Source organism: Noviherbaspirillum galbum (genome assembly GCF_010974945.1).
In the GTDB taxonomy this organism is placed as follows: domain Bacteria; phylum Pseudomonadota; class Gammaproteobacteria; order Burkholderiales; family Burkholderiaceae_D; genus Noviherbaspirillum; species Noviherbaspirillum galbum.
This window is the reverse complement of record NZ_JAAIVB010000085.1, coordinates 14298-38707: the sequence shown is the minus strand read 5'-3', so window position 1 is coordinate 38707 and position 24410 is coordinate 14298. Positions and strand designations below refer to the sequence as shown.

Genomic DNA, 24410 nt, shown 5'->3' with positions numbered 1-24410 from the left:
GGAAGTGGAGTCGATTTCCATTCAAGTCAACGGCCGCAGCGTATGCAGGGATGCCGAACCAAGGACTCACCTCGGAGACTTCCTGCGTGACGAGCTGCACCTGACCGGTACGCATCTCGGTTGCGAGCACGGGGTTTGCGGCGCATGCACCGTGCTCCTCGACGGCCAGCCCGTGCGCTCCTGCATCACCTTCGCCGTGGCTTGTGCCGGCCAGGAGGTCACCACCATCGAGGGCTACGACGGCGACCCTGTCATGCAACTGCTGCGCCCGGCTTTCACGCGCCACCATGCCTTGCAATGCGGATACTGCACGCCCGGCATGCTGACGACGGCACGCGACATCGTCCTGCGCATTCCGGACGCGGACGAGGCACGCATCCGTCTCGAGCTCTCCGGCAACCTGTGCCGATGCACCGGCTACCAGGGCATCGTGAACGCGATCCAGGATGTCCTTCAACAGCAACGCGACAATCCCGATCCTCGGATCGAGGAACTCCGGCAGATGCCGCGCTCGCGGCCGACCCCGGCAGCAACGGCAGCCGCCACGGCGCAGCCATCGGTGGTGCGTCTCCCGACGCCGCAAGGGAAAACGCAGGAGCGGCCGTCATCTCCCGCTCCTGCGAATCGATCAAGCGGCGGAACGGCGGAAAGTGCGTCACCTGCCGACAGCCAGCAAGGCACCGCCACGAAAGCCAAGGGCAAGGGCAATACGATCGATGCCTTCTTTGACGTTCCGTTTCCGCTGGAACGGGTGTGGCAGTTCATGGGCGACCTGCCGGCAATCGCGTCCTGCCTGCCGGGCGCAACCATCGAATCCCAGGAAGGCGAGAAGGTCAAGGGAAGCATCGCCATCAAGTTCGGTCCGATGTCGGCCGCATTTGCCGGGGCGGCGCGCCTGGAACGGGATGATGCCGTCAAGCGCGCGGTGCTGCGCGGCGCCGGGCAGGACAGCCTCAGCAAGTCGCGCGCCCAGGGGGACATTACCTATGAACTGCAAGCGATCTCGGCGGAGAACACGCGCGTGAACGTGAACATGGTCTACGCACTCCAGGGTCCCCTCGCCCAGTTCTCCCGTTCCGGCCTCGTCAAGGATTTCGTGAGCCGGATGGTCGCGGATTTCGGCAAGCAGGTGACGCGGCGCCTCGACGGACAGGCGCCATCAGCCACCGAGTCTGAGCCGTCGATATCGCTTGCCGGGATGATGTGGAGCGTCCTCTGGAATCGCGTGCGCGGCTGGTTCGGGAGATCGCCGAAGCCATGACACGGCTCACCCCGGCATGAGAGCAGCCATGCCGGGGCGCCTGGAATGCCATCGTCTCGTCCGCCTGTTCCTATTTTTCGGAGATCCACCATGAATTCACTGCCTTACGGCTACCACGTGCGCGCCAACGGGGTGCGCCTGCACCTGATGCACTATGCGGGGAACGGACCGCGCCTGCTTCTGCTGCCGGGCATCACCAGCCCGGCCATTACCTGGGGTTTCGTCGGTGCCCGGTTGGCGCGCCACTTCGACGTCCATATCCTCGACTTCCGCGGCCGGGGGCTCTCCTACAGCGAACCCGGCATGGTGGCAACGCTGGACGCAATGGCAGCGGATGTGCTCGGTTTGCTGGAGGCGCAGGAGTGGTCGTCCGTAACGCTGCTAGGCCACTCCATGGGCGCCCGCGTCGCCATCCGGGCGGCGGCACGCGATGCGGAACGCATCGGAGAATTGCTGCTGATCGATCCTCCGGTTTCGGGCCCGGGCCGCCGGCCCTATCCTTATCCGCTTTCCTGGTATATCGACTCGATCCGGCTCGCGATCCAGGGCACGACCGCGGAAGCGCTCCGTCCGTTCGCGCCTACCTGGACCGAGGAACAATTGCGCCTGCGCGCCGAATGGCTGCACACCTGCAATGAAGACGCCATCACGCAAGCACATCTCGGATTCCATGACGACGACATCCATTCGGATCTGCCCAGGCTGCGCACGCCGGGACTCTTGATGGCAGCCGGGCGCGGCGACGTCATGCGGCCGGAAGACCTGGCGGAATTCAGGACGCTTGCCCCCGGCCTCGCACAGTGCGTCGCTGCCGGCACGGGGCACATGATTCCCTGGGATGACGAGAAGGAATTCTTCCGCCTTCTCGGTGACTTCCTGAGGGTCGACCTGCTCGATCGCTGACGATCCGGTCGGTCTTTTATACCGCGCCAGTGGCTGGAACAAGCTGGTACAATCAGTGAACATACGACAAAATCGGCGATCCGAGATGGCAAAAAAGCGCGAACCCGTTCAAAAAAAAAGCGTATCAAGCGCGCCGGCCACCCCTTCCCCAGCCCCAACTCCCACCCCTTCGGCTTCGCCTCCATTTAACCCCCTGCGCCAAGTGATGTGGGGCCGCCCCGGCTTCCTCATCCGCCGGCTGACACAGATCGGCCAGGCAATCTTCTTTGACCTGTGCAAGTCGGAGAGCATTACCCCGCTTCAGGTCGGCATGCTCACTGCCCTGTCGATGAATCCCTGGCTCGATCAGAAAGCAATCGGCCGGGAGCTCGCGCTGGACCGCACCACGACGGCCGAAGTACTTAAACGGCTGGGCGACAAGGGCCTGGTTGAAACGCGGGTGAATCCGGATGACCGTCGCTCCAGGCTATCGGTCATCACGAAGCAGGGGCTCAGGCTAATCAACGATTTGCAGGAAAGCATCGCCCGTTCGCAGGAGCTTCTGCTTGAGCCATTGACCCCGGAAGAGCGCGCTGTCTTCATGAAACTGTTGACCCAGCTGGTCGATGCGCATGAAAAAATGAATACCCGGGAATGATCGTTTCCGGATGCGCCACTGCCGCTTTCACCGGCGGCGTCCCGAATTCGAAAACGTTTTCCAAGCGGGTGCTTGAAAGTCCTTTGAATTAGCTTAAACACCATTGATCGTGCTCTGTCATCCCCGCGCAGGCGGGATGACAGAGGTGGTTTGAAAGCATGCGGTCATGTCAAAAAACTTCTGTAGATCTGCTTAGAAAAGAAAAAAATGGCTCGTCGCGAAACGAGCCGAAGTCTCGCCGATTGCGGACGAGGAGGAGAGATGCTGTCTTACATCGCGTGCACGCGGGCTTGTCTTCCAAGCGTTTTATTCCATACCCGAGTCCATGGCGCACAATCGACCATCCCCGATTGACGCCAGTTGCGCACAGGTTTCAATATCGGCCCTGAGTCGCTCGAGGTCAGGCAGCGGCATCCGGATCTTGCTTCGAACAAACAACCAGTTGCGGATGGCTTCCTTCGCAATGGGGCCTTGCCCTTCCCTGCCGGCATGCCGGATTGGTAAAGTCGTTTTCATTGGTTCAAATTCGGCATCGGGACCGATGTCCGTTCGTGTTCACCTGTAGGACCGGGCGTGTGTGACGCCACCGTCGACGACCAGCGTCGATCCCGTCACGTAATCCCCGGCGCGCGAAGCCAGGAAGATCGCTGCGCCGGCCATGTCTTCCGCCGTGCCGATACGTCCCGCAGGAATATGCCTGGACAACTCGTCGGCGTTGTCGCGCGCATTGCGGTTCATCTCCGAAGCGAAGGCGCCAGGCGCGATGGCGGTGACTGCGATGTTGTCCCTGGCGAATCGCAATGCCATGCGGCGCGTCAGGTGGATCAGACCCGCCTTGCTGGCAACATAGGAATAATTCTCCTGGGGGTTGAGCCCGATGCCATCGATCGATGCAATATTGATGATCTTGCCGACATGGTTTCTGGCGGCTGCCCGCAATGGCACGGAGAGAGACTTCGTCAGGAAGAAAGGCGTTTTCAGGTTCAGGTCCAGTACCTTGTCCCACCCGCTCTCGGGAAACTGGTCGAAGTCTTCGCCCCAGGCGGCACCGGCATTGTTGACCAGGATGTCCAGGCTCGTTTCGTTCCTGCCGTAGGCCGAAGCCAGCTCCTGGCAGCCATCCGGCGTGGATACGTCGCAAGGCAGGGAGACGCAGTGCCCATGCCGTTTCAATTCCTCCGCCGTCTGGTCGCAAGCCGCGGCTTTGCGCGCGCTGATGTAGACGCGCGCACCCTGGGCGAGAAAGCCTTCGGCAATCATGCGGCCGATGCCGCGCGACCCACCGGTGATGAGCGCGGTGCGGCCCTGCAAGGAAAACAGATGTTGCGTGTTCATGTCGAATTTCTCTTCAAGAATGAAATCAGTTCTCTTCAAGGAGCCGACGCCGGATGTAGGCGGTTCCATCGAAGAGCCGCCTGGCGGTGCGCGTGAAGTGAACCTCGCGTACGGTCCATTCGCCTTCCGCCGCCTGCTCGACGTGCGCATAGATGCCAAGCACGCCGCTGGGGTGACCGATGCGGATCCGCGCCGGGCTGGCGTGCCTTCCGCGCGCCTCGGCCGGGATGGTGCCCGGGATCTGCGCGGCAACCGACAGGCAGACCGATCCACCGCCCGGAAATGCTTTGTGCATCACGCCGTCCTTGATCACCATGCGGGCGACGAGATCGACCTCCGATGCCTTGACAACGCGATCGCCGGCATTGTTTTGATAATCCTGCGGCGGGCCGATGAGGATCTGGAAAGGGGTGAGCGCGGCATCCAGCTTGCATCGCTCGGCCGCCCAGCGACGGATCTCCTCCGCAATGTCGTGGATGTCCGGATCCAGCCGCCCGGGAAGTTCGGTGCCCGTCACGCCCAGGTCGGCGGCGCGGATGAACACGCATACCGTGCCCACGTCCACGATGGAGACGGAAACCTCCCTGCCAAGCCGAGGCACATGGACCTTGTCCTGGGCCTGCCCGGTTGGCAGCAGCCTGCCCGTGGCGCCGCCGCTCGTCCCTGAATAATCGAGGGCAACCTCGGCACCCGTGCCGGGCACGCCGTCCACCTCGCAGTCGCCTTCCACCAGCGGCTCGCCATCGGCGCATTGCACCTTCATGCGCAGGATCTTTCCCGTGTTCGTATTGTGCACGCGAACGGTGGTGATCGGTTCCTGCACCGGCACGAGCTTTTCCTGCAGCGCGTAGACAGCAGTCGCCGACGAGATATTCCCACAGACGATTTCATAGCTCACGGTCGGTTGATCGATGCCGATCTGCGTGAAGGTGTAGTCGATGTCCGCGTCGGGATGCGTCGGCGGCCCGATGATCGCGCACTTGCTGGTCAGGATGTCCGCGCCTCCCAGCCCGTCGATCTGGCGAATGTCGGGACTGCCGAAGAGGGCGAGCAGAAAGCGGTGCCGGACTTGCAGGTCCGCGGGCACGTCTTTTTGCGCAAGAAAGACGGCCTTGCTCGTGCCGCCACGCATGAGGACGACTGGTACGCGTATTTGTTCTTTCATGGCGTCGGAATGTCCTTTCAGGAAGGGAATGGGTGCGACGTCACTGGAGTATGCGCGCGGACCGCTTACCCGTCTCTTCAATTCGGCTGCGCTTGCTTTAGCAAAGCTAAACGGTCCCGGCACACTTAAGTATCCCTAAACAATCATGAGCAGAACTCCAATGACATGAGGGTGACGGAACGGGAAACTAGCCGTCATGGCCGGCATGGCTTGAATTGGAGAACACGATGAAGATCAGTAAATGGATGGGGCCGCATTTCCGCGAAACTCCCCGCGGCATGGTGCTCGTTGCCACGCAACTTGCGGGCGCGCCCGCGCAGTTTCCTCCCGTCGAATTCCTGCACGGCGACCAGCGCCCCGCGGAGGTCGAACTCGGCCCGTCCGGGCACCTGTACAGCTATACCGTCGTACATGCGAGCAAGGACAAACCGCCCTATGGCCTGGCCATGGTCGATTTCGAGCCTGGCGTGCGCGCGTTCGGACGCTTGCTCTTCGATGGACAGCCGCCGGCGCTCGGCAGCCGCGTCAGGGTCGTCCCTTTTGCGCTGCAGGACGGCACACCCGATTATGCCTTTCAGGAGTAACGCATGAAGCAACCCATGATTACCGGCGTCGGCATCACCGATTTCGGCCGCTTTCCCGAACTGACCGAAGAATCGATGGCCCAATCCGCCATCCTCGACGCCCTGAGCGATGCGGGCCTCGCGATCTCCGACATCCAGGCGTTTTACTGCGGCAACGTGTTTGGCGCGATGCTGCCCGGACAGCGGGTATTGCGCGAATTGCACGCGGCCGGTGGCGCGGTGTACAACGTGGACAATGCCTGTTCCGGCGGCGCGACCGCATTGAACCTGGCGCTGCAGGCGCTCAAGGCCGGGCAGTACGACACGGTGCTCGTTTTCGGCATGGATCACCTGAGCAGTCTCGGAGGCGGTCCGCTTCCCCTGGGCCAGCGGGACTGGAACAACAAGCGCGGCATGATCATGCCCGCCTTGTACGCCATGCGCGCGAGGCGCTACATGCAAGATCATGACGTCAGGCCGGAGACGCTGGCCGACATCTCCGTCAAGAACCGCAAGCATGGCTTGCTGAATCCGATCGCCAAGTTTGCGAAGCTTGCCACTCGGGAGGAAATCCTTGCCTCGCGCCCGGTGGCCGAGCCACTGACACTGCTCCAGTGCTGCCCGGCCGTCGTGGACGGAGCGGCCGCTCTCGTCCTGAGCACCAGGCCCTCCCGGGGCACGGCAAAGCCGGTGCGTGTCCTGGCCTCGGTGGTGCAATCCGGTATCTTTGAAACGGCGCCGGTGGACATGACGGAAGCCGAGATCACGGCCCGCGCCGCACGCCTGGCATACGAGCAGGCGGGCGTTGGTCCGGGCGACCTGAGTCTGCTCGAGGTCCATGATGCCTTCACCATCTCCGAACTCCTCTACTACGAAGCACTTGGATTGTGCGCGCGTGGCGACGCGGCCCGCCTGCTGGAGAGCGGCGCCACCGCGCTGGGCGGACGGGTCCCCGTCAACCCCAGCGGCGGACTGCTGGCCAAGGGACACCCACCCGGGGCGACCGGCGTGGCCCAGATCGTAGAAGTATGCGAACAGCTCCAGGGACGCGCCGGCGCACGGCAGGTGAATGGCGCACGGATCGGCCTTACCCAGGTAACCGGCGGCGGCATCTGGGGCGTGGACCACGCGGCCTGCTCCATCCACATTCTTTCACTTTGATCGGAATCGACATGAACCAAACCACCCTCTCCTCCCCTGCAAGCCTGGATGGCCTCGTCGCCGTCGTCACGGGCGGCGCGAAAGGCATCGGCCTCGGCATCGCACGCGAACTCGCCCGGGCGGGCTCCCGGATTGCGCTGTGGGACTTCGACGAAGCCGCACTGCGCGAGGCAAAGGACGCGCTTTCTGGCGAGGGCGCCGCCGTCGAGACCCATTTCGTGGATGTCAGCTCCGTGGAACAGGTTGAAGCGACGGTCGCCCGCATCGTGGGCTCCCATGGCCGCATCGACATCCTCGTCAACAATGCAGGCATCGGCGGCGACAAGCTTGTTTCCAAGATGGACCTGGGCTTCTGGAAACGCGTCATCGAAGTCAACCTGGATTCCCAGTTCATCTGCTCGAAGGCCGTTCTCGCGCACATGGCGGAAGCCGGGTTCGGACGCATCATCAACATCAGCTCGCGCGCGTGGCTGGGCAACCGTGGCCAGGCGGCCTATTCCGCATCCAAAGGCGCCGTCGTCAGCCTGACGCGTTCCCTCGCGCTGGAATACGCGCGCAAGGGCATTACCGTGAACGCGATCGCTCCCGGCATCGTCGAGACGCCGCTGTTCGCAACGCTGACCGACGAAGTAAGGCAAGGGCTGCACAAGACGGTGCCGATGCAGCGCATCGGCCAGCCCGAAGACATTGCGCGCGCGGTCCGCTTCTTCGCCGAGCCGACTTCCAGCTACGTGACCGGCCAGCTGCTCTATGTCTGCGGCGGACGCAGCCTCAGCAGCCCGTCGGTCTAGGACAGGTCGCAAGTTCATGTTCAACCAAACAGCTTCAAAAATCACATGCTTGCAAACGCATTGAACGGATTGAAGGTGGTGGACTTCACGCAAGTGATGGCCGGCCCCACCTGCACGCTTTGCCTGGCCGACCTCGGCGCCGACGTCGTGAAGGTGGAGGCGCCGACGGGCGACCTCTGCCGGGCGCTCTCGCCCTGGGTGAATGGCGAGGGCGTTCCCTTCCTGGCGCTGAACCGGAACAAGCGAAGCATCGCGCTGGACCTGAAGCGGCCGGAGCACAGGCAGGTCGCCCAGCAGCTGGCCGCCGGCGCCGACGTCGTGGTGGAAAGCTTCCGACCGGGCGTCATGGCGCGGTTCGGGCTTGACTACGCCACGGTATCCGCGTCCAATCCGCGGGTCGTCTACTGCTCGGTATCGGCATACGGCCAGCATGGGGCCGCCAAGGATTTGCCGGGTGTCGACGGGGTGCTGCAGGCGGTGAGCGGCCTCATGAGCGTCACCGGCGCGCCGGGGGGCGAACCGTGCAAGGTCCCCGTCCCCGTGATCGACCTCATCACGGGTCACCTTGCCACGATCTCGGTCCTGGCCGCTCTGGCGGACAGGCAGCGAACCGGCCTGGGTCAGCACGTCGAGGCCAGCATGTTCGCCAGCGCCATTGCCCTGCAACACACCAATTTCGCCACTTACTTCGCGGACGGCCAGGTGCCGGGACCGCAGGGGAATGCAGCGCCTTATTCGACGCCGAACGAAGCGCTGCGATGTGCGGATGGCTGGATCATGGTCGCCGCCTATCATCCGGAAAGATGGGTGGCATTGTGCGAGGTCATCGGCGCGCCCGCGCTCGCCACCGACCCGCGCTTCGCCGACAACCTGAGCCGGCTGAAGCATCGCGGCGCCCTTCTGCAGGAGCTCGAAAGGCAGATGCTCGCACAACCGCGGGCGTTCTGGCTCGAGCGATTCGCAGCCGTGGACATCATCTGCGGCCCCATCAACGACTACGCCGAAGCGGCGAAGTCGGCGCCTTTCGTCGAAGCGGCGCTGGCCGAGGCCGTCACGCATCCGGTTGCCGGCACATTGACGATGCCGCGCAGCATGATCAACGCCGTCGGAGAACGGCCTCGTACCCGCCGGGCCGCTCCCACCATCGGGCAACACACCAAAGAGGTCCTCGCCGACCTTGGCATGTCGAGCGAGGCCATCGAGGCCATGTTCGCCCCCGCAACCACCTGAATCGAGGCATCCATGACTATCCTTACCAAGATCCAAGACGGCATTGCGCTGGTTACCCTGAACCGGCCGCAAGCCATGAATTCCATCGACCCCGAGCTGAACGAGCGCTTGCTGCAGACCTGGGATGAACTGGCGCGCGATCCGGAAGTGCGCGTCCTCGTCCTGACGGGAGCGGGAGATCGCGCCTTCTGCACCGGGGCGGACCTCAAGAAAACCATGCCGCCCGCCATCAGCGCGGCCAGCCAGATGTATGGCGGCGGTAACAAACCGCTGAACTTCGGCTCGCTCCAGATCGATAAGCCGGTCATCGCAGCCATCAATGGCTATGCGCTTGGAGGCGGACTGGAACTGGCGCTGCTGGCCGATATCCGCATCTGCTCCGAAAACGCGCAGTTCGGCTTGCCGGAAGTGCGCGTGGGCAGCATTCCGGGCGCTGGCGGCACACAGCGACTCATCCGCGCGGTTGGCCAGTCGGACGCGATGCTGATGCTGCTGACCGGCGAACGTATCGGCGCCGACGAGGCGCTCCGGATTGGCCTGGTCAGCAAGGTGGTGCCCCGGGCCGCCCTGGAAGACACGGCGCTCGGCCTGGCAAGGGCGATGGCGGCCAATGCGCCGCTGGCAGTCACGGCCGTCAAGCGCCTGGCATTGACCGGGCGCGAACTTCCCCTCGCGAGCGGGCTGGAGCTGGAACGGCAGGCTTTCGGTCTGTTGCGGGACTCGGAAGACCGGCTGGAAGGACGCCGCGCATTCTCGGAAAACCGCAGCCCGGTCTTCCGGGGCCGCTGATCCTCCCTGCGGCGTGACGGGCCTGGCGTATCCGCCTTGCGAAAGATGCCAGCCCGGCCGATGCGGGGTTGTTGTTTGCCTTCGGGCGCCGCAGTAATTGCAACTGGCGTTTCGGTTGTTTTGCAGTCCTCCATGCATAGTTTTGCATGGAGGATTTTTAACTTCCGCTTATCGCTGCAGACCTGCCCTTCGCAGTGGCATTGCGCAAGCCACAAATGGCAACACTCCCTCCTTCCGCAAGCGCACCAAAGCCCTACGATCTGGAAATGCTGCTTAATGTCCAGGAAACCCTCTCCACAAACGCGCAATGTCGGGATAGGCCAGCCCAAGGCATGGCAGGACCAGGCATTCTAAGCGCCAAGGGGGTGGTTAGTTACTGACGACACACGCAACAGTTGGCTAGCCTCGATGCGCCATATTCAAACTGAAGGCCAGTGCTTTGTACCTTCGCTTAAACATTGCCAGTCTCAAGATTGCAATCCAGCATGGCTTGGGCGCAGCCTAGCCCTGTTTGTGCGCTGGAAGGAATTGGCTGCTTAGCTACGTAGCGCCGATGCGATGCCCAATCGCTGAAGGCCATGGCGATCTGTGGGCAGAATGTAGCTCGCGCAGGAAAAAGATAGTTTGCATAGCTTTCACTTCTGATTCATATCAAACCTCGTTGCATGTCACTCGGCTGTACCCTTCACGCGCTTGAATTGCGCCTTGCGCGCCCTAGACTTCAACGACCGGCGGTTTACTGGCTACGACCGAAAGTGGCGCTATATCAGCAGACTGCCTAAAACAGAGGCGTACGAAGGAGACATCATGGTCCTGCTCACCCTATTCTGGGCGGTCGTGGCCATCGGCTGCTGTGTCTGCTACCCACTGTTCCGGCAGCATGGCCGCCTCTGGCTCATCTCGATTCCCTTCAACGGCAACTCGCCGAAGTCAACCGGCGTAGTGCCCAGTCCATGCTTAATGTTTCGACCGCTTAAGGATCCTTAGCTTTAAACGATAGACAGACTGTGAGAACACATTCCGTAAATCATGGAAGAAGCGGTATTGAAAGCTCATGAATCAATGACGGAAAGCGGTCAATACAACAAGGTACGTGCGGCGAACCATGGCATTAAGATTTTTAGTCCGAGGTACGTGCTGCGAATTGCCTCCTATAAACAAGAACATGGCCTCAAGTCAAAAATTTAGTGACTTGTCGATTGAAGAAGCTGCATCGAAAGTGAGCCACGCTGTTCCTATGGTCGATGGCATTCGCTTGATGCTTGCCGCGATCGCACTACTGGCTCATCTCATTGATATTCCAGGCACGGTACGCTCCTCGGACGCTATGTGGTTCCTGCTGGCTGGCTACTTTGTATATGCAGCCCTTCCTTTTGCTGTCCGTACTCAAGGCCGAAAATTTTTTCGGCGCAAAATTGCCCTTTGGTGCGACGTGACATGGTACGCGATGCTCATCGCGGTGACTGACCCGCTCACGACCGTTCTGTTTTTGTTTTTTCCCTTTGCCATTCTCGTCGCCTCCTTTGAACACGGTTGCAAGGAGGGACGACGCATCACGATCGGCTCGGTGGGGCTGTATCTCGCAACAGGGATGCTGGCCGGAACCACAACGCCGGACTTCGAATGGACCTGGCTTTTTCTGCGCGTTGTCTTCCTGCTGAGCCTGGGTCTCATGATGGCGTATTGGGGCGGCGCGGAAGTCGTCTACAAGCAGCGGCTGGCCCTTTTGCGCGAGATGAATTTCATCTCGAACCCCCGCTTTGGGGTCGACCAAAGCATTGCATCGATCATGGAGAAGTGTCGGGGATTCTTCAAGGCGAATGCCTGCGTGCTTCTCATCCACGACACCGATTCCGACATCTATTGCATGCGGCAAACGGATGCAACCGATATGTCCCGCGCCTTGCATGCGCAGCCATTGCCTGCCGACATGGCTCAGCCGCTGCTGCCATTCCCGGCTGACCACCTCGTGCTGTTTGGCCGCACATCAGGGTTGACCATATTCGGTCGAACTCGATGCCGGCTCTATAACGAGCGAACCCAGCAGTGGATGACGGATGCAAACGGCCATGGCGAGCGGGTGGCCGACCTGTTGAATACGGAAGCGTACATCGGCGCGCCCGTGAACTGGCGCAGATACGACGGACGCGTATATCTCACATCAAGCCGGGATGCCTATGGTCCGGAGGACGCATTGTTTTTGATGCACACGGTTGAACAGGCATTTCGCCTGATCGAGCACATTGATGTCCTGGACCGGCTCGCGTCCGGAGCAGCGCAACAGGAGCGACAGCGCATCGTCGGGGATTTGCATGACTCGGCCATCCAGCCCTATATCGGCTTGAAGATGGGGCTCGAAGCGTTGCGCGAGCAGGCACGACCAGACAATCCTTTGGCGCCGCAGATTGGCAAACTGATCGGTATGGCCACGCATACTCTAAATGAGATGCGGCAGTACGTCACCCGCCTCAAGGATCAGCATGCCCTATCGGGCAGCGTGCTGGCCGCCGATATTCGCCAGTTGGCGATCCGGTTCAACGAATTTTATGGAATTTGTATCGAGGTGCATATCGATGGCGAGCTTCACCTCAATGACCGTCTGGCCGCTGAAGTGCGGCAAATTGTCCATGAAGGCTTGAGCAATATTCGAAAGCATACTACTGCGCAGCAGGGGCGCATTGCAGTCGCGTGCGCTTCTGGCGTGCTGCAGCTGGAAATCTGCAATGCCAATGACGGCTCGTGCACTCGACCTTTTATGCCGCGCTCCATTGTCACACGGGTGGAGTCGCTCGGTGGGCGCGTGCGGATTGCGCATGACGCAGGATGCCTAACCGTCGTCTCGATCAGCCTTCCTATTTGATCCCGGCGGCAGCCATGAAACCGCTTCCCTCATCTATTCGCATTCTGCTGGTGGACGATCACCGCACGGTGCTGTGGGGCTTGCGGCAATTGATCAATGCCCAAAAGCCGAAAATGGAGGTGGTGGGAACGGCTACTGACGCGCAAGTTGCAGTGGACTGCGCCCGACAATTGCGGCCGGATGTCATCTTGCTCGACTTGGATCTTGGCGGCTGCAGCGCGTTAGATATCTTGCCCGAACTGGTTTCTTCCCCGTGCGGTTCCATTCTCTTGCTGACTGGAATTCGGGACGAGTCCATTCTGGACCGGAGCATCCTGCTTGGCGCACGTGGCTTCGTGCACAAGCAGGCAGAGCCTGCTCTCTTGTTGCGCGCAATTGAAGCTGTGCATGCGGGACAACTTTGGCTTGATCGGGATGCAGCCGGGCGAGTCGTCCTCAAACAGCGCACAATTGACCGGGAACACGAGGCGGCGCAGCAGAAGCTGGCACGGCTGACCGGCAAGGAACGAATGGTGGTGCAAGCGGTCGCCCGAGAAGCGGGCATTCCCAACAAGGTCTTGGCCAGCCGCCTTGGCATGAGCGAACATACGTTGCGCAACCATCTGGCGGCAATCTATCACAAGCTGGAGGTTAAGAACCGAGTGGCACTCTATCTATACGCCACGGAGCACGTACTGCCAGGTAACGAAACCATGCCGCCGTCTTAAAGTGGACCAATGCCACTGCCTCTGGAAAGCGCCGCGCGGTTGCCGAGGCCATGTTCGAGTACATACAGATATAGTTTGACCCGGCTTTCAACGCCCATCTTTCGAAACAGCGACGTTAAATGCTCACGCAAGGTGTACTCGCTAATGCCAAGGCGGCTGGCCAGGGCCCTGTTCGCCGCGCCGCAGTTTCCCATGATCGCCTCCAGTACCTTCCATTCCTTTTGGGTAAGGCAATCAAAGGACTTGGCCAGCGTATTTGCCAATCCGTTCCGCTCCCGCAGCTTTTGCAGAACTCGGCTGGTTGCCGCACGGTTCAGCCACACTTGGCCCACGCAGACCTTGTCAATGGCCTGCACCAGGACATCGAGCGAGGACTCCTTGCACACGATGCCACATGCTCCTTGCAAGATTGCTTCGTCCAATATCATGCTGTCGCGTATCTGTGTAACGATTAAAAGCCGGGCGCCTGTGACGTTCAGCAGTTGTGGAATGATTTCCAATGCATTGCTTTCTCCGAGTTCAAGGTCAAGCAATACAAGGTCTGGTTGCAGCGATCGGGCCTTGTACACCGCGTCGACTGCAGATACCGCGCTCCCTGCCACTTCCATGCGTGGGAACTGGCTCATTATCAGCTGCTCCAATCCCCACAAAATGGTTGGGTGGCGGTCCACTAGCATGATGCGGATTGGAGAGCAGAGCGATGCCATCATGGTTCACCCGGCGCAGGCGAGCTGGCCTGCTGGTTATTGCGCTGCCACAGTTCTGAGCGATAGCAATAGTCTTTGCGCACCGATGGCGCCGAGTCATGGACAGACCTTGACGCAGCGCCGTTGGCCTTATTTGCTGAGGTTGAAGTAGGCGGAAAAGACCTGGCCGGTATCGAGCGTCACGAACATCGTGTAGCAGCCGGCCGGCGGCGTGCTCCAGTTGTAGATGTACTGGTTGGCGGTCGCGTCGTATCTCAGGCCAGTGCCGCCAGTCGCAGTGGTTTCCAGCGCATCGGTGGGATCGTTTGAGAAATTGCCACACTGGGTTACCTTGGCGGTAACGGACTTGACGGCGTTGAGGCTGGTGACAAATGCACCACTGTCATCTTTCAGTTGCCACTTAACCGGGTAGGTCCTGCCTGCCTTGCCGGTATTGACAGTATCCGGATTATTAACCGGTGCTAGGAAACCGATAAAGGTATAAGGCTTGACAGCGGGAGGAAGAATGGCAAGGCCATGGTAAGCGCCTGATGCAATCGCGGTTACGCCAGTCAAGCCAACGGCACCGCTAACCTGTCCGTAGGCATTGCTGCCCCAGCCCACCACCGTTCCATCGCTCTTGAGCGCCAGGCTGTGGTCGTAACCTGCTGCAATCGCGGTTACGCCAGTCAAGCCAGCGGTACCACTAACCTTTCCATAGGCATTGCTGCCCCAGCCCACCACCGTTCCATCGCTCTTGAGCGCCAGATTATGGCTGCCGCCTGCGGCGATCGCGGTGACGCCGGTTACGCCGGTAGCGCCACTGACCTCTCCATTGCCATCGTAGCCCCAGCCCACCACTGTCCCATCGCTCTTGAGGGCCAAACTGTAGTCGATACCTGCAGAAATCGCGATCACGCCAGTTAACCCATTGGGGACATTAGTTTGTCCAAAGTTGTTATAGCCCCAAGCCACCACTGTTCCATCGGTCTTGAGGGCCAGGCTGTGATAATGGCCTGCTGCAATCGCGGTCACACCAGTCAGTCCGGCGGCACCACTGACTTGTCCAAAGTCGTTATATCCCCAGGCCACTACTGTCCCATCGCTCTTGAGTGCCAGGCTGTGGTTGCCCCCTCCTGCAACCGCTTTCACGCCACTCAAGCCAGCGGGGATGTCGACCTCTCCCGTGCCATTGTAGCCCCAGCCCGCCACCGTCCCATCCGTCTTGACGGCGAGATTAAAGGAGCCACCTGCGGAAATCGCAGTCACGCCAGTCAGGCCGGCGGGGACGTTAGTCTGTCCACAACAATTTTCACCCCAGCTCGCGACCGTGCTTGAGGTCAAGGCTTGAGCCTGGGCAGTCGATGTTCCCACCGCTGCCAATACGACTGTGGCTAGTAATAAATGCGCTTTCCCGAAAATAGAATGAAGCGACCAGATCCAGGTATCGGCAATGGCTTGCGGTGAAAAGTGAATCAGCCAGTGCCGGATGCTGCATGTCGTTGTTGAGTAGCGCCTAACCATTTTATTTGCCTCGTAAGGTGAGAACCAGTGCAGGAAGCCAGCCACGACAGGTCAGGCTTCGCATGAGCTTAGTTGAGACTAGGTATTGCAAACTATCTGCCGAACTGGAAAGATGCATTGTGGTCAGTGCTGGACGGTGCCAGCGGCAGCGGCACACCCATGGCGTTCGGGTGAAGTCCAGGATGTCGTTGACCTTGATTTGATGCGTTCTGCCGAGGTCGGAATGCGAGTAATCGCCCTGGTCTGCTCACCGCCAAGTGAATCAGTGCGAGAAAGTAGCTCGCGGTCAGATGAACCGCCACGTTCAATGGGCCAATTGGCCAGTTAGGGTCCGAGCATAAGACGCATTGGTCAAGCATCGCATCGCGCCTTCGCTCGGACGCACCAAGCAGTTACTGCTGACTATTTGGTGAACTGGAACATCGCCGTATGATCCGTACCGTCGTTCAGTCTGACCGTGAGCTGACGGCATGTGTTAACCCAGGCTTTTTCGGTTTTCCAGACAAACGTGTACTGGTCCGATGCTGCGTCGTAAGTCAACCCGCTGTTGCTGGCTGCGGACACTTCCTCAATGGTGTCGGTAGGTGAGCCATTTGGACAGGCAGCAGTGCTGGAAGTAGGGAACCCTGACGCGAAGATATCGAGCCCCTTGTCTCCACCAAGCGAAAACTTCACAGGAATAGCGCTCCCGCCCTTGACCGTGTTCACTGTCGGCAGGTTGTCGACAGGCTGTTTGAATCCGGAGAAGGGATAGGGCGGAACCGGACAAGCCAACGGTGGCTCAACGAGCGACCCTGAGTCGATCCGGAAATTGTCGTAAGCGACGCTCGACTCGCCTTGTGGACCAAGGAGGACCAGCGATGCGATGATGTCGCTGCCCAAGCCAGATATTGAGAAGTTCGCTGCTCCGTTGAAATACGTGGTGACCAACCCGCCGCTACGGACGATGCGGAATGTCCCGGAAGATGCTGGGTTATAGCTCACATACCCATTGATGATTCCGCCGCCCAACTTGGCGACCGTTTGGATGCCATCCACGCCTCCAGGACCGCGAATCCTCTTGATGTGGAGTTGATTGTCTGGATCTTGGTAGATGTTTAAGTACGCTTGAGTGAAGTTAGTACTTGATCCCACGAAACTGCTGAAATCCACCTGTAGATCGAAGTCGCCCGATATCTTCCGTCTAAGGGCAACTCCAGCTCCGGGACCGAAAATTCCAGGAGTATTGCAAAACCCCGCTCCTGACCCATCGCTTGTCAAGAGTAGCGCGTTGTTTTGCGTGACAGTCGATGCCCCCAGCGGCCCACTAATCTCCCATTTTTGGCTGTCAATGACGTTCCCGTCGAACGTATCAATTTGAGGCAAGGCAACCATGACGCCTGCCAATCGCGAAGAAGAGTTCCATGGCAGGCTGCTATCGGCTCCGTCACCGCCCCCACACCCTGCAATTACGATTGCAAGTATCGTCGCTGCATTTCTGCGTGCGTACCATTGTCCAAGGCACATACTCATGATGTTCTTCCTTCCTAATCTGGTTGGAAAATGGAGCCATCATTAGCTCCCTTCTGTGAGATGTTAGGGACAGATTAGACGGTGAAAATGAAAAACCCATGGTACATGCGGACTAGCTCGTCTAGTAGACTTGTACTTGTCAAAATAACCAGTGCTGCTGCCCTTGGCTGTTTCGCGAGCTTAGTGATGGCTAGCGATTTTTAGTTGACGAATCCCGCATGTGCCGGTAACACCATTCGTCGAAGATTCGCGCAGTGTAGTTAGAGGATCCAGTAAGCCAGTTGGCGAGCAGCGTAGCGCCTCGGACTGCGACTTACCGTTTGCCATGACCTCGGCCACCACATCAAACTTGTGGTCCATGATTTTTACTTTCTCAGCGGCCAACTCCTGCCCAATGTTTGATTCTTATACCGTTCTGCCATGCCAGTAGTTTTATTCAACCTATGCAGGCAGCGTATTGAATGAAGCCATGGCGCGGCTCCACTGTCCCAAATTGGCATTGGACCTGATTGCCAGGTTGTTGGATGCCTCCCGCTCATCAATCAGCGAGCGCACCCGGCTTGGCAAACTTGGTGTATAGCCAGGCGATGGCGAGACGGTTGCACTATCCGGCAAGGTAAGCGAAGCGAGGACTGGCTGTACCGCCGCAACGGCGTGATGCTCCCTAACATTGGTCTTTTCGTGAGATCACGAGTCGAACGACCCGCGTAGCGGCGTTGTTCGCCGCCATAATCTATACGGGCAGAAGATTCAACGCACGGTGAAGCGAGCGGTATTGGCGGCGAAGCTCACCAAGGTGGCGTCGACCCACATCATCTGATTGAAGCCGGCTATGACATCCGGACCGTTTTTCCCGTTGCCAGGCAGCTTCGGGCCACCAAGCCGACGTTCCTGGAGCGAAGTCGACCGGCAGAGGTCGTTCGGGCAGCCCCCGTCCCGCCGCGTCGGTTTCAACCCCAATTTCGGTTACATGACCGGATGCTTCCAAACCACCTCTGTCATCCCCGCGCAGGCGGGGATGACAGAGCACGATCAATGGTGTTTAAGTTAATTCAAAGGACCTTCAAGCACCCGCTTAGCGCACCGTGCGTATCCATTCACGAAACCGCTTCACCGGAGCGGAACTCGCCTTCAGCGGATCGCAGACCAGGTAGTAGCCAAGTTCCGTGCGCGCGACATGGTCTACGGCGATCACGAGACGTCCGCTGCGAAGATCGTCTTCAATGTAGGCCCGCTGGGCAATCGCCACGCCCAGGCCGTCGGCCGCCGCCTGGTAGCACAGCGCGGCATTGGGCATCGTCATCTCCCGGAAACGGGGCAGGCCGCCGAGATCCACGGAATTCAGCCACAAGTCCCATGCTTCCGGACGCATCATGGAATGCAGCAGGTTGGCCCGCAACAGGTCGCGCGGCGCCCGCAGATGACTGGCCATGCCGGGTGCGCAGACGGGAACGAATTCGTCGTCGAACAGATGATCCAGCTCGAGATCCATCCACTCGCCCATGCCATGACGGAAGGTGCAGTCCGCCCCCTCGAGCCGCAGGTCATCCGCGCGCGCGATCGTGGCGATCTCGAGGTCCATGTCAGGATGTTGGGCGTAGAAGCTGCTCAGGCGGGGAACCAGCCAGCGGATGGCAAGGCTAGGCATCACCTTCAGCCGGAGTCGCCGGTCCAGCCGGGAATCGGCCGCATCATTCAGCGCATTGTTCAGGCGATCGAACGGGTCGCAGATGCGCTGGGCAAGCCGCTCTCCCTCGGCGGTCAGTTCGATCTCGCGCCCGGACTTCTGGAGCAGCTGCACGCCCAGTCCGCTTTCCAGCTGCTTGATCTGCTGGCTGACCGCCCCCGGGCTTACGTGCAATACCTCCGCGGCGCGGGTAATGCCCTTGGCGCGGGAAACCGCATCGAATACCCGTAGCGGGCCGAGAAGCGCACGAAGTCTTTGCATGAAATAGGACTATGTCAAAACCGCTCGTTACCAAGCTTGAATACCCGGCACCGCCATCCAGCCAAAATCAACACTGCAGCAAGGTGCGCACGCTTGCGGTGTACCATCGAGCGCCGTTCGGACCGCGCAATCCGCGCTGGTTCAGGTCAGCGGCCAGCGCGCTGTAGGATTCGCCGAGCGCCCGGCGCCGCTTCAGGTCGGACAAGACCAATTCCGTCACCGGCTGCCTTGGGACTCTCTGCGAACTTGAAGCCTGGGACCTGGAACCGGCCGTTGCCACCGTGCTGCGCCTCGCCAGTTTTTCACCCCGGTGCTGCTCCCGCATTGCCAGGGAGAGTGCTTCAAGTTGCTGCAACATGAATAACATAACGCAACGTTTCAAATCCATCTCGGGCCCGCCGCCCTCCAGGCGAGTCGACTTCATAGAAGGGCGCAGCGCATTCATCGACCAAGCCGTTCGCCAGCCTGGTTCGGGTATGCCGCTCCGCCCGGCTCCGGAAGGCGCGCTTCCTCCATGCCATTCACCGGCAAAGTTTTATGTAAGTACACTGACTACTTACACGTGGAGTATAAATCAGGCGTCGCCGCTGTCAAGGCCTTTATCCGCAATATCCTTACTTGCAAGCTAATTTTTTAGATTTCGCAAAAAACTCTTCTCACCTGAATTTTAGTCAGTACACTTTCATTCCTGGGAGACACGGCTCAAGCGAGTTTGCCCGGGCCGCCAGCAATTTTCTAACCATTCAGGAGGAGAAAAAGGGATGTCCTTGCGTAACTACACTATCGGCGTGCGATTGACGGCGGCTTTCGGGGTGCTGCTCGCCCTGCTCGCAGTCGTCCTCTGCCTGGGTCTGAATTCCATGCGCCATATCCAAGGCCGCCTGGAAAATGTGGTCGATGAAAACAACGTGAAGGTTGCCGCGGCAAACGAAATGGCGAGCCTGTTCAGGGATACCGCTCTCTACACCACCCGCATCGTGTTCCTGACCGACGCCACAATGCTGCAGTCGCAACTTGCAAAGCTCCAGGCCGCCCGGAAAAAGTATGCCGCCGCCAAGGCCGTCATCGCCAGGCTGGCTGACACTGACGGTGAAAAAGCGATTTTGGCGAAGCTGGATGCGGGACTGGCAGTCGCCGTCCCGATCAGCAACAAGACGGTTCAGCTGGGGCTGGAAGGAAAGAAGGAAGAGGCGATCGAACTGTTGTTGAAGAAGCACCTCACAGGAATGGAGGATGGCCTCGCGATACTGGAAGAGCTGGTTGCGCATGAACACGGACTCGTCGCGGCAGCCAAGGCGCTGGCCTATGAGGAATATGTTCGCGCGCGCACCCTCATGCTGATCACGACCGCCCTGGCCATCGCCATTGGCATGGTCGTTGGCTGGCTCACCACGCTTTCCATTACGCAGCCAATCCACGATGCCGTGAAAATCGCGGAGACCGTCGCGGCCGGCGACCTGACCTCGCGCATCGCGGCTACCGCCAGGGATGAAACCGGCCGCCTCTTGCAAGCCCTGGACGCGATGAACCTGAGCCTGGTAAAGATCGTTCGCGAGGTCCGCTGCGGAACCGACGCGATTGCGGCGGCGTCAGGCCACATCGTTTCTGGCCACGAGGACCTGTCCGCGCGGACGGAACAGCAGGCGGCCTCGCTTGAAGAGACCGCCTCGTCAATGGAAGAGCTGACATCGACAGTCAAGCAGAACGCGCACAACGCACGCGAGGCAAGCCAGATTGCGGCGTCAGCCTCGGGAATCGCGGTCGAGGGCGGCCAAGTGGTCGCGAAGGTGGTCGAGACCATGGCGTCGATCAGCACCTCATCGAGAAAAATCGTCGACATCATCGGCATGATCGACGGCATCGCCTTCCAGACCAACATCCTGGCGCTCAATGCGGCCGTCGAAGCCGCGCGCGCCGGAGAACAGGGCCGCGGTTTTGCCGTGGTGGCAGCGGAGGTGCGCAGCCTCGCCCAACGCTCCGCCACGGCGGCAACGGAGATCAAGGAACTCATCGGCAGTTCGGTCGAGGAAGTCGAGACGGGCAGCCGGCTTGCCGACCAGGCGGGCGATACGATGCAGGAAGTCGTCCGCAGCATACAACTCGCCACGGAAATCATGAACGAGATTTCCTCGGCAAGCCAGGCACAAAGCGGCGGCATCGCCCAGGTCAACGAGGCCATCAACCAGATGGACCGGGCGACGCAGCAAAACGCCGCTCTCGTGGAGCAGGCTTCTGCTTCCTCCCGTGACATGCAGGATATGCTTGGCCAGCTCAGGCAAGCGGTCGGCATTTTCAAGCTGGCCTGATGCCCGGCGCGTGATTGAAAGCCAGGAAGCAGCCTTGCACCAGCGCCTGGTCCGTTTGAAATAGAATTCGATCATCTCACCGGTGCAGGAACATCATGAAGATCGATCCCGTTTCACTCCGCCTGTTCGTTGCCGTCGTCGAAGAAGGCAAGATCGCCGCCGCCGCGCAAAGGGAGCACCTTGCGACGGCGGCCGTCAGCAAGCGCCTCAGCGAGCTGGAGCAGCAGCTGGATACCCAGCTGTTCAACCGGTCGAACAAGGGAATCGTGCCGACCCCCGCCGGGATGGCTCTGCTCAACCTCGCACGCGGCGTGCTGAACGACTTCGACAACATCGCCGCGCAAATGCACGACTTCGCCAGCGGAACGCGAGGCTCGGTGCGGGTGTTGGCGAATATTTCCGTGATCACGCAGTTCATGCCCTTGGCCCTCAAGACCTTCATGGAAGAGCATCCGCTCATCCAGATCCATCTCGAGGAAAAGATCAGCAGCGCCATCCTGCGCGGCGTCGCGGAGAACATGGCGGACATTGGCATCTTCGCGCAGGCGCCGCACCCCGAATCGCTGGAAGTCACCCCGTTCCGCACCGACGAACTGGTCGTGATCCTGCCCGCCGCGCATGCGCTTGCGGGACGCAGCAGCCTGCGCTTCGCCGAGTTGCTCGACGAGCAGTTCGTCGGCCTGCATGCGGGCAGCAGCCTCAACTACCAGATGATCAAGGAAGCCAGCGAGCTCGGCCGCACCGTCAAGATGCGCATCCAGGTGACCGGCTATGACGCGCAGTGCCTGATGGTGGAAGCCGGCCTGGGCATCGGCATCCTGCCGCGCGCCAGCGCCGGGATCTACCGCGCGCTGGCAATCAAGACGGTGCCGCTGGACGAGCCATGGGCGCGGCGCCAGCTGAACATTTGCGTACGGGCCTATTCTTCCCTGCCGCCTGCGGCGAAACTGCTTTTCGATCATTTGCTGGCTAAGCGCTGAAGCGAAAGCGCGGATGAAGCCAGCCATCGCCAACCGCGATGGCAGCTTCGCAAAATGCAGCTTTACAAGGTCTCCCTTGGATTCCACCATGCCGTAACAACAAAAGTCGGCGGTGTCCGCCATCCCCTGGAGACGACATGCAATTCATTCCTTCCGGCCGCATGGCCTGTGCCCTCGCGGCAACCCTCATCTTCGCGTCCTCCGGCACGCTCGCGCAAACCCTGGAAAAGCCGAAGGTATCGATCGCCGTCGGCGGCAAGAACCTGTTCTATTACCTGCCCCTTACCGTTGCCGAGCAGCTAGGCTATTTCAAGGATGAAGGCTTGCAGGTGGAAATCAGCGACTTCGCCGGTGGTTCCAAGGCACTGCAGGCGCTGGTCGGCGGCAGTGCGGACGTGGTGTCCGGCGCCTTCGAGCACACCATCGACATGCAGGTGAAGGGCCAGAACATCACCGCCTTCGTGCTCCAGGGACGCGCGCCGCAGATCGTGCTGGGCGTTTCCACCAAGAACCTGCCGAATTACAAATCGCTCCAGGACCTCAAGGGCAAGAAGATCGGCGTGACGGCGCCCGGGTCGTCCACCAACATGCTTGCCAGCTTCGTGCTCGCCAAGGCCGGCATCAAGCCCGGCGACGTGTCTTACATCGGCGTGGGCACCTCCGCGGGCGCCTTGTCGGCCGTGCGGTCGGGCCAGATCGATGCGATCGCCAATCTCGATCCCGCGATCACCATGCTGCAGCAGAAGAACGACATCAAGGTCATCGTCGACACCCGTACCATGAAGGACACACTCGACGTCTTTGGCGGGCCAATGCCCGCCGCCACGCTGTATGCCTCCGGCGCATTCATCAAGAAGAACCCGAACACCACCCAGGCATTGACCAACGCCATGGTGAAGGCATTGAAGTGGATCCAGACCGCCGGCCCGGACGACATCGTCAAGGTCGTGCCGGAGAGCTACATGCTTGGCGACCGCGCCCTCTACACCGCAGCCTTCCTCAAGGTGAAGGAAGCCTATTCGCCCGACGGCAAGATCCCTGACGAAGGCGCGCAGACGGCATTGAAGGCCTTGCAGGCATACGATCCCAAGATCGCGGGCAAGACCATCGATCTCACCCGAACCTACACCAATGACTTCGTGAGGAAGGCAAATGACAAACAGCGTTAATGCCAGGGTCACGCCCATGCAGCGGACGGGAACGGTCAGCCAGGAAGCGGCGCAGCAGCCGGGCCAGCAGGCGGCGCATGCCGCGCTTTCCCTCGACAACATCACCTGCACCTTCGTGTCGCGGGAGAATCGGGCGCAGCGCTACACGGCCATGGCCGACACCACGCTCAACATCGCGCCCGGCGAATTCGTGTCGGTGGTCGGACCGACCGGCTGCGGCAAGTCGACCCTGCTCAACGTCGGCGCCGGCCTGCTGCAGCCCTCCTCAGGGACCGTCAGGGTGTTCGGCGAGGAACTCACCGGCCTGAACCGACGCGCAGGCTACATGTTCCAGGCGGAATGCCTGCTTCCCTGGCGCAGCGCCCTCCAGAATGTCGTTGCCGGCCTGCAGTTCCGCGGCATGCCGGAAGGCGAAGCCAACCGCCTGGGCGAAGAATGGCTGGCGCGCGTCGGGCTCAAGGGATTCGGCGACCGCTATCCGCACCAGCTATCGGGCGGCATGCGCAAGCGGGTCGCGCTGGCGCAGACCCTTGTGCTCGACCCGGACATCATCCTGATGGATGAACCGTTCTCGGCGCTGGACATCCAGACCCGCCAGCTCATGGAGAACGAGGTGCTCGACCTGTGGAGCGCCAAGAAGAAGGCGGTGCTGTTCATCACCCATGACCTCGACGAAGCCATCGCCATGTCGGACCGCGTGGTGGTGCTGTCGGCCGGACCGGGCACCCATCCGATCGGCGAATTCGTCATCGACCTGCCGCGGCCGCGCGACGTCGCCGAGATCCGCGCCCATCCGCGCTTCGTCGAGCTGCACGCCCAGATCTGGGACGTGCTGCGCGAGGAAGTCCTCAAGGGATACCAGCAAACCAAACAAAGGGCCTGA

At 60.6% G+C, this 24410-nt stretch carries 21 protein-coding genes; 14 read left to right on the top strand and 7 right to left on the bottom strand.

Going from position 1 to position 24410, the window contains the following annotated elements:
* The first annotated feature begins 4 nt into the window (after window positions 1-4).
* From G3574_RS26765 to G3574_RS26755, 3 genes are all read left to right on the top strand, one after another.
* Window positions 5-1261, top strand: coding sequence for a xanthine dehydrogenase family Fe-S subunit (locus G3574_RS26765; protein WP_163968625.1), 1257 nt, complete (start codon window positions 5-7; stop codon window positions 1259-1261).
* A 90-nt stretch (window positions 1262-1351) separates the two neighbouring features.
* Window positions 1352-2164 carry an alpha/beta fold hydrolase gene (locus G3574_RS26760; protein WP_163968624.1) on the top strand — a complete coding sequence of 271 codons (813 nt, stop codon included), beginning with the start codon at window positions 1352-1354 and terminating at the stop codon, window positions 2162-2164.
* Window positions 2165-2249: 85 nt separating this feature from the next.
* A complete protein-coding gene (locus G3574_RS26755) occupies window positions 2250-2801 on the top strand; it encodes a MarR family winged helix-turn-helix transcriptional regulator (RefSeq protein ID WP_205609947.1) in 552 nt (183 codons plus the stop codon).
* Between the two features lie 555 nt (window positions 2802-3356).
* Here G3574_RS26755 and G3574_RS26750 read toward each other — a convergent pair.
* Entirely contained in the window at window positions 3357-4136 is a 780-nt protein-coding gene (locus G3574_RS26750) for an SDR family oxidoreductase (RefSeq protein ID WP_163968623.1), read from the bottom strand.
* Between the two features lie 25 nt (window positions 4137-4161).
* A complete protein-coding gene (locus G3574_RS26745) occupies window positions 4162-5301 on the bottom strand; it encodes a 2-methylaconitate cis-trans isomerase PrpF family protein (protein ID WP_163968622.1) in 1140 nt (379 codons plus the stop codon).
* Window positions 5302-5528: 227 nt separating this feature from the next.
* Here G3574_RS26745 and G3574_RS26740 point away from each other — a divergent pair, with 227 nt between their 5' ends.
* The 7 genes from G3574_RS26740 (at window position 5529) to G3574_RS26710 (ending at window position 13402) form a co-directional block, all read left to right on the top strand.
* On the top strand, window positions 5529-5885 hold the full coding sequence (locus G3574_RS26740; protein ID WP_163968621.1) for a Zn-ribbon domain-containing OB-fold protein: 357 nt from the start codon (window positions 5529-5531) through the stop codon (window positions 5883-5885).
* A gap of 3 nt (window positions 5886-5888) precedes the next feature.
* On the top strand, window positions 5889-7025 hold the full coding sequence (locus G3574_RS26735; protein WP_163968620.1) for a thiolase family protein: 1137 nt from the start codon (window positions 5889-5891) through the stop codon (window positions 7023-7025).
* Window positions 7026-7036: 11 nt separating this feature from the next.
* Window positions 7037-7816, top strand: a complete 780-nt coding sequence (locus G3574_RS26730) for an SDR family NAD(P)-dependent oxidoreductase (protein WP_163968619.1) — start codon at window positions 7037-7039, stop codon at window positions 7814-7816.
* A gap of 45 nt (window positions 7817-7861) precedes the next feature.
* Window positions 7862-9046 carry a CaiB/BaiF CoA transferase family protein gene (locus tag G3574_RS26725; RefSeq protein WP_163968618.1) on the top strand — a complete coding sequence of 395 codons (1185 nt, stop codon included), beginning with the start codon at window positions 7862-7864 and terminating at the stop codon, window positions 9044-9046.
* Window positions 9047-9058: 12 nt separating this feature from the next.
* Window positions 9059-9835, top strand: a complete 777-nt coding sequence (locus G3574_RS26720) for an enoyl-CoA hydratase/isomerase family protein (protein WP_163968617.1) — start codon at window positions 9059-9061, stop codon at window positions 9833-9835.
* 1165 nt (window positions 9836-11000) lie between these two features.
* Window positions 11001-12695, top strand: a complete 1695-nt coding sequence (locus G3574_RS26715; protein WP_163968616.1) for a sensor histidine kinase — start codon at window positions 11001-11003, stop codon at window positions 12693-12695.
* Window positions 12696-12709: 14 nt separating this feature from the next.
* Window positions 12710-13402, top strand: a complete 693-nt coding sequence (locus G3574_RS26710) for a response regulator transcription factor (RefSeq protein ID WP_163968615.1) — start codon at window positions 12710-12712, stop codon at window positions 13400-13402.
* On the opposite strand, the gene G3574_RS26705 is transcribed toward G3574_RS26710, so the two are convergent.
* The 5 genes from G3574_RS26705 to G3574_RS26685 all read right to left on the bottom strand — a co-directional run bounded on the left by G3574_RS26705 (window position 13399) and on the right by G3574_RS26685 (window position 19277).
* On the bottom strand, window positions 13399-14112 hold the full coding sequence (locus G3574_RS26705) for a LuxR C-terminal-related transcriptional regulator (RefSeq protein ID WP_163968614.1): 714 nt from the start codon (window positions 14110-14112) through the stop codon (window positions 13399-13401). The two genes, G3574_RS26710 and G3574_RS26705, sit on opposite strands and share 4 nt — an antisense overlap.
* Before the next feature lie 126 nt (window positions 14113-14238).
* A complete protein-coding gene (locus G3574_RS26700) occupies window positions 14239-15657 on the bottom strand; it encodes a PxKF domain-containing protein (RefSeq protein ID WP_163968613.1) in 1419 nt (472 codons plus the stop codon).
* A 357-nt stretch (window positions 15658-16014) separates the two neighbouring features.
* The gene (locus G3574_RS26695; RefSeq protein ID WP_163968612.1) at window positions 16015-16986 is read right to left on the bottom strand and encodes a PxKF domain-containing protein; all 972 of its coding nucleotides are present in this window, start codon (window positions 16984-16986) and stop codon (window positions 16015-16017) included.
* A gap of 1213 nt (window positions 16987-18199) precedes the next feature.
* On the bottom strand, window positions 18200-19072 hold the full coding sequence (locus tag G3574_RS26690) for a LysR substrate-binding domain-containing protein (protein ID WP_163968611.1): 873 nt from the start codon (window positions 19070-19072) through the stop codon (window positions 18200-18202).
* 67 nt (window positions 19073-19139) lie between these two features.
* Window positions 19140-19277 (bottom strand): recombinase family protein, encoded by a 138-nt coding sequence (locus tag G3574_RS26685; RefSeq protein ID WP_163968610.1) that lies wholly within the window; start codon window positions 19275-19277, stop codon window positions 19140-19142.
* A 556-nt stretch (window positions 19278-19833) separates the two neighbouring features.
* On the opposite strand from G3574_RS26685, the gene G3574_RS28890 reads away from it, so the two are divergent.
* From G3574_RS28890 to G3574_RS26665, 4 genes are all read left to right on the top strand, one after another.
* Window positions 19834-21378 carry a methyl-accepting chemotaxis protein gene (locus G3574_RS28890; protein ID WP_163968609.1) on the top strand — a complete coding sequence of 515 codons (1545 nt, stop codon included), beginning with the start codon at window positions 19834-19836 and terminating at the stop codon, window positions 21376-21378.
* A gap of 95 nt (window positions 21379-21473) precedes the next feature.
* Window positions 21474-22358, top strand: coding sequence for a LysR family transcriptional regulator (locus G3574_RS26675; protein WP_163968608.1), 885 nt, complete (start codon window positions 21474-21476; stop codon window positions 22356-22358).
* 161 nt (window positions 22359-22519) lie between these two features.
* The gene (locus G3574_RS26670) at window positions 22520-23527 is read left to right on the top strand and encodes an ABC transporter substrate-binding protein (RefSeq protein WP_407941720.1); all 1008 of its coding nucleotides are present in this window, start codon (window positions 22520-22522) and stop codon (window positions 23525-23527) included.
* The gene (locus tag G3574_RS26665) at window positions 23511-24410 is read left to right on the top strand and encodes an ABC transporter ATP-binding protein (RefSeq protein ID WP_235953642.1); all 900 of its coding nucleotides are present in this window, start codon (window positions 23511-23513) and stop codon (window positions 24408-24410) included. Before G3574_RS26670 ends, G3574_RS26665 begins: the two co-directional genes overlap by 17 nt.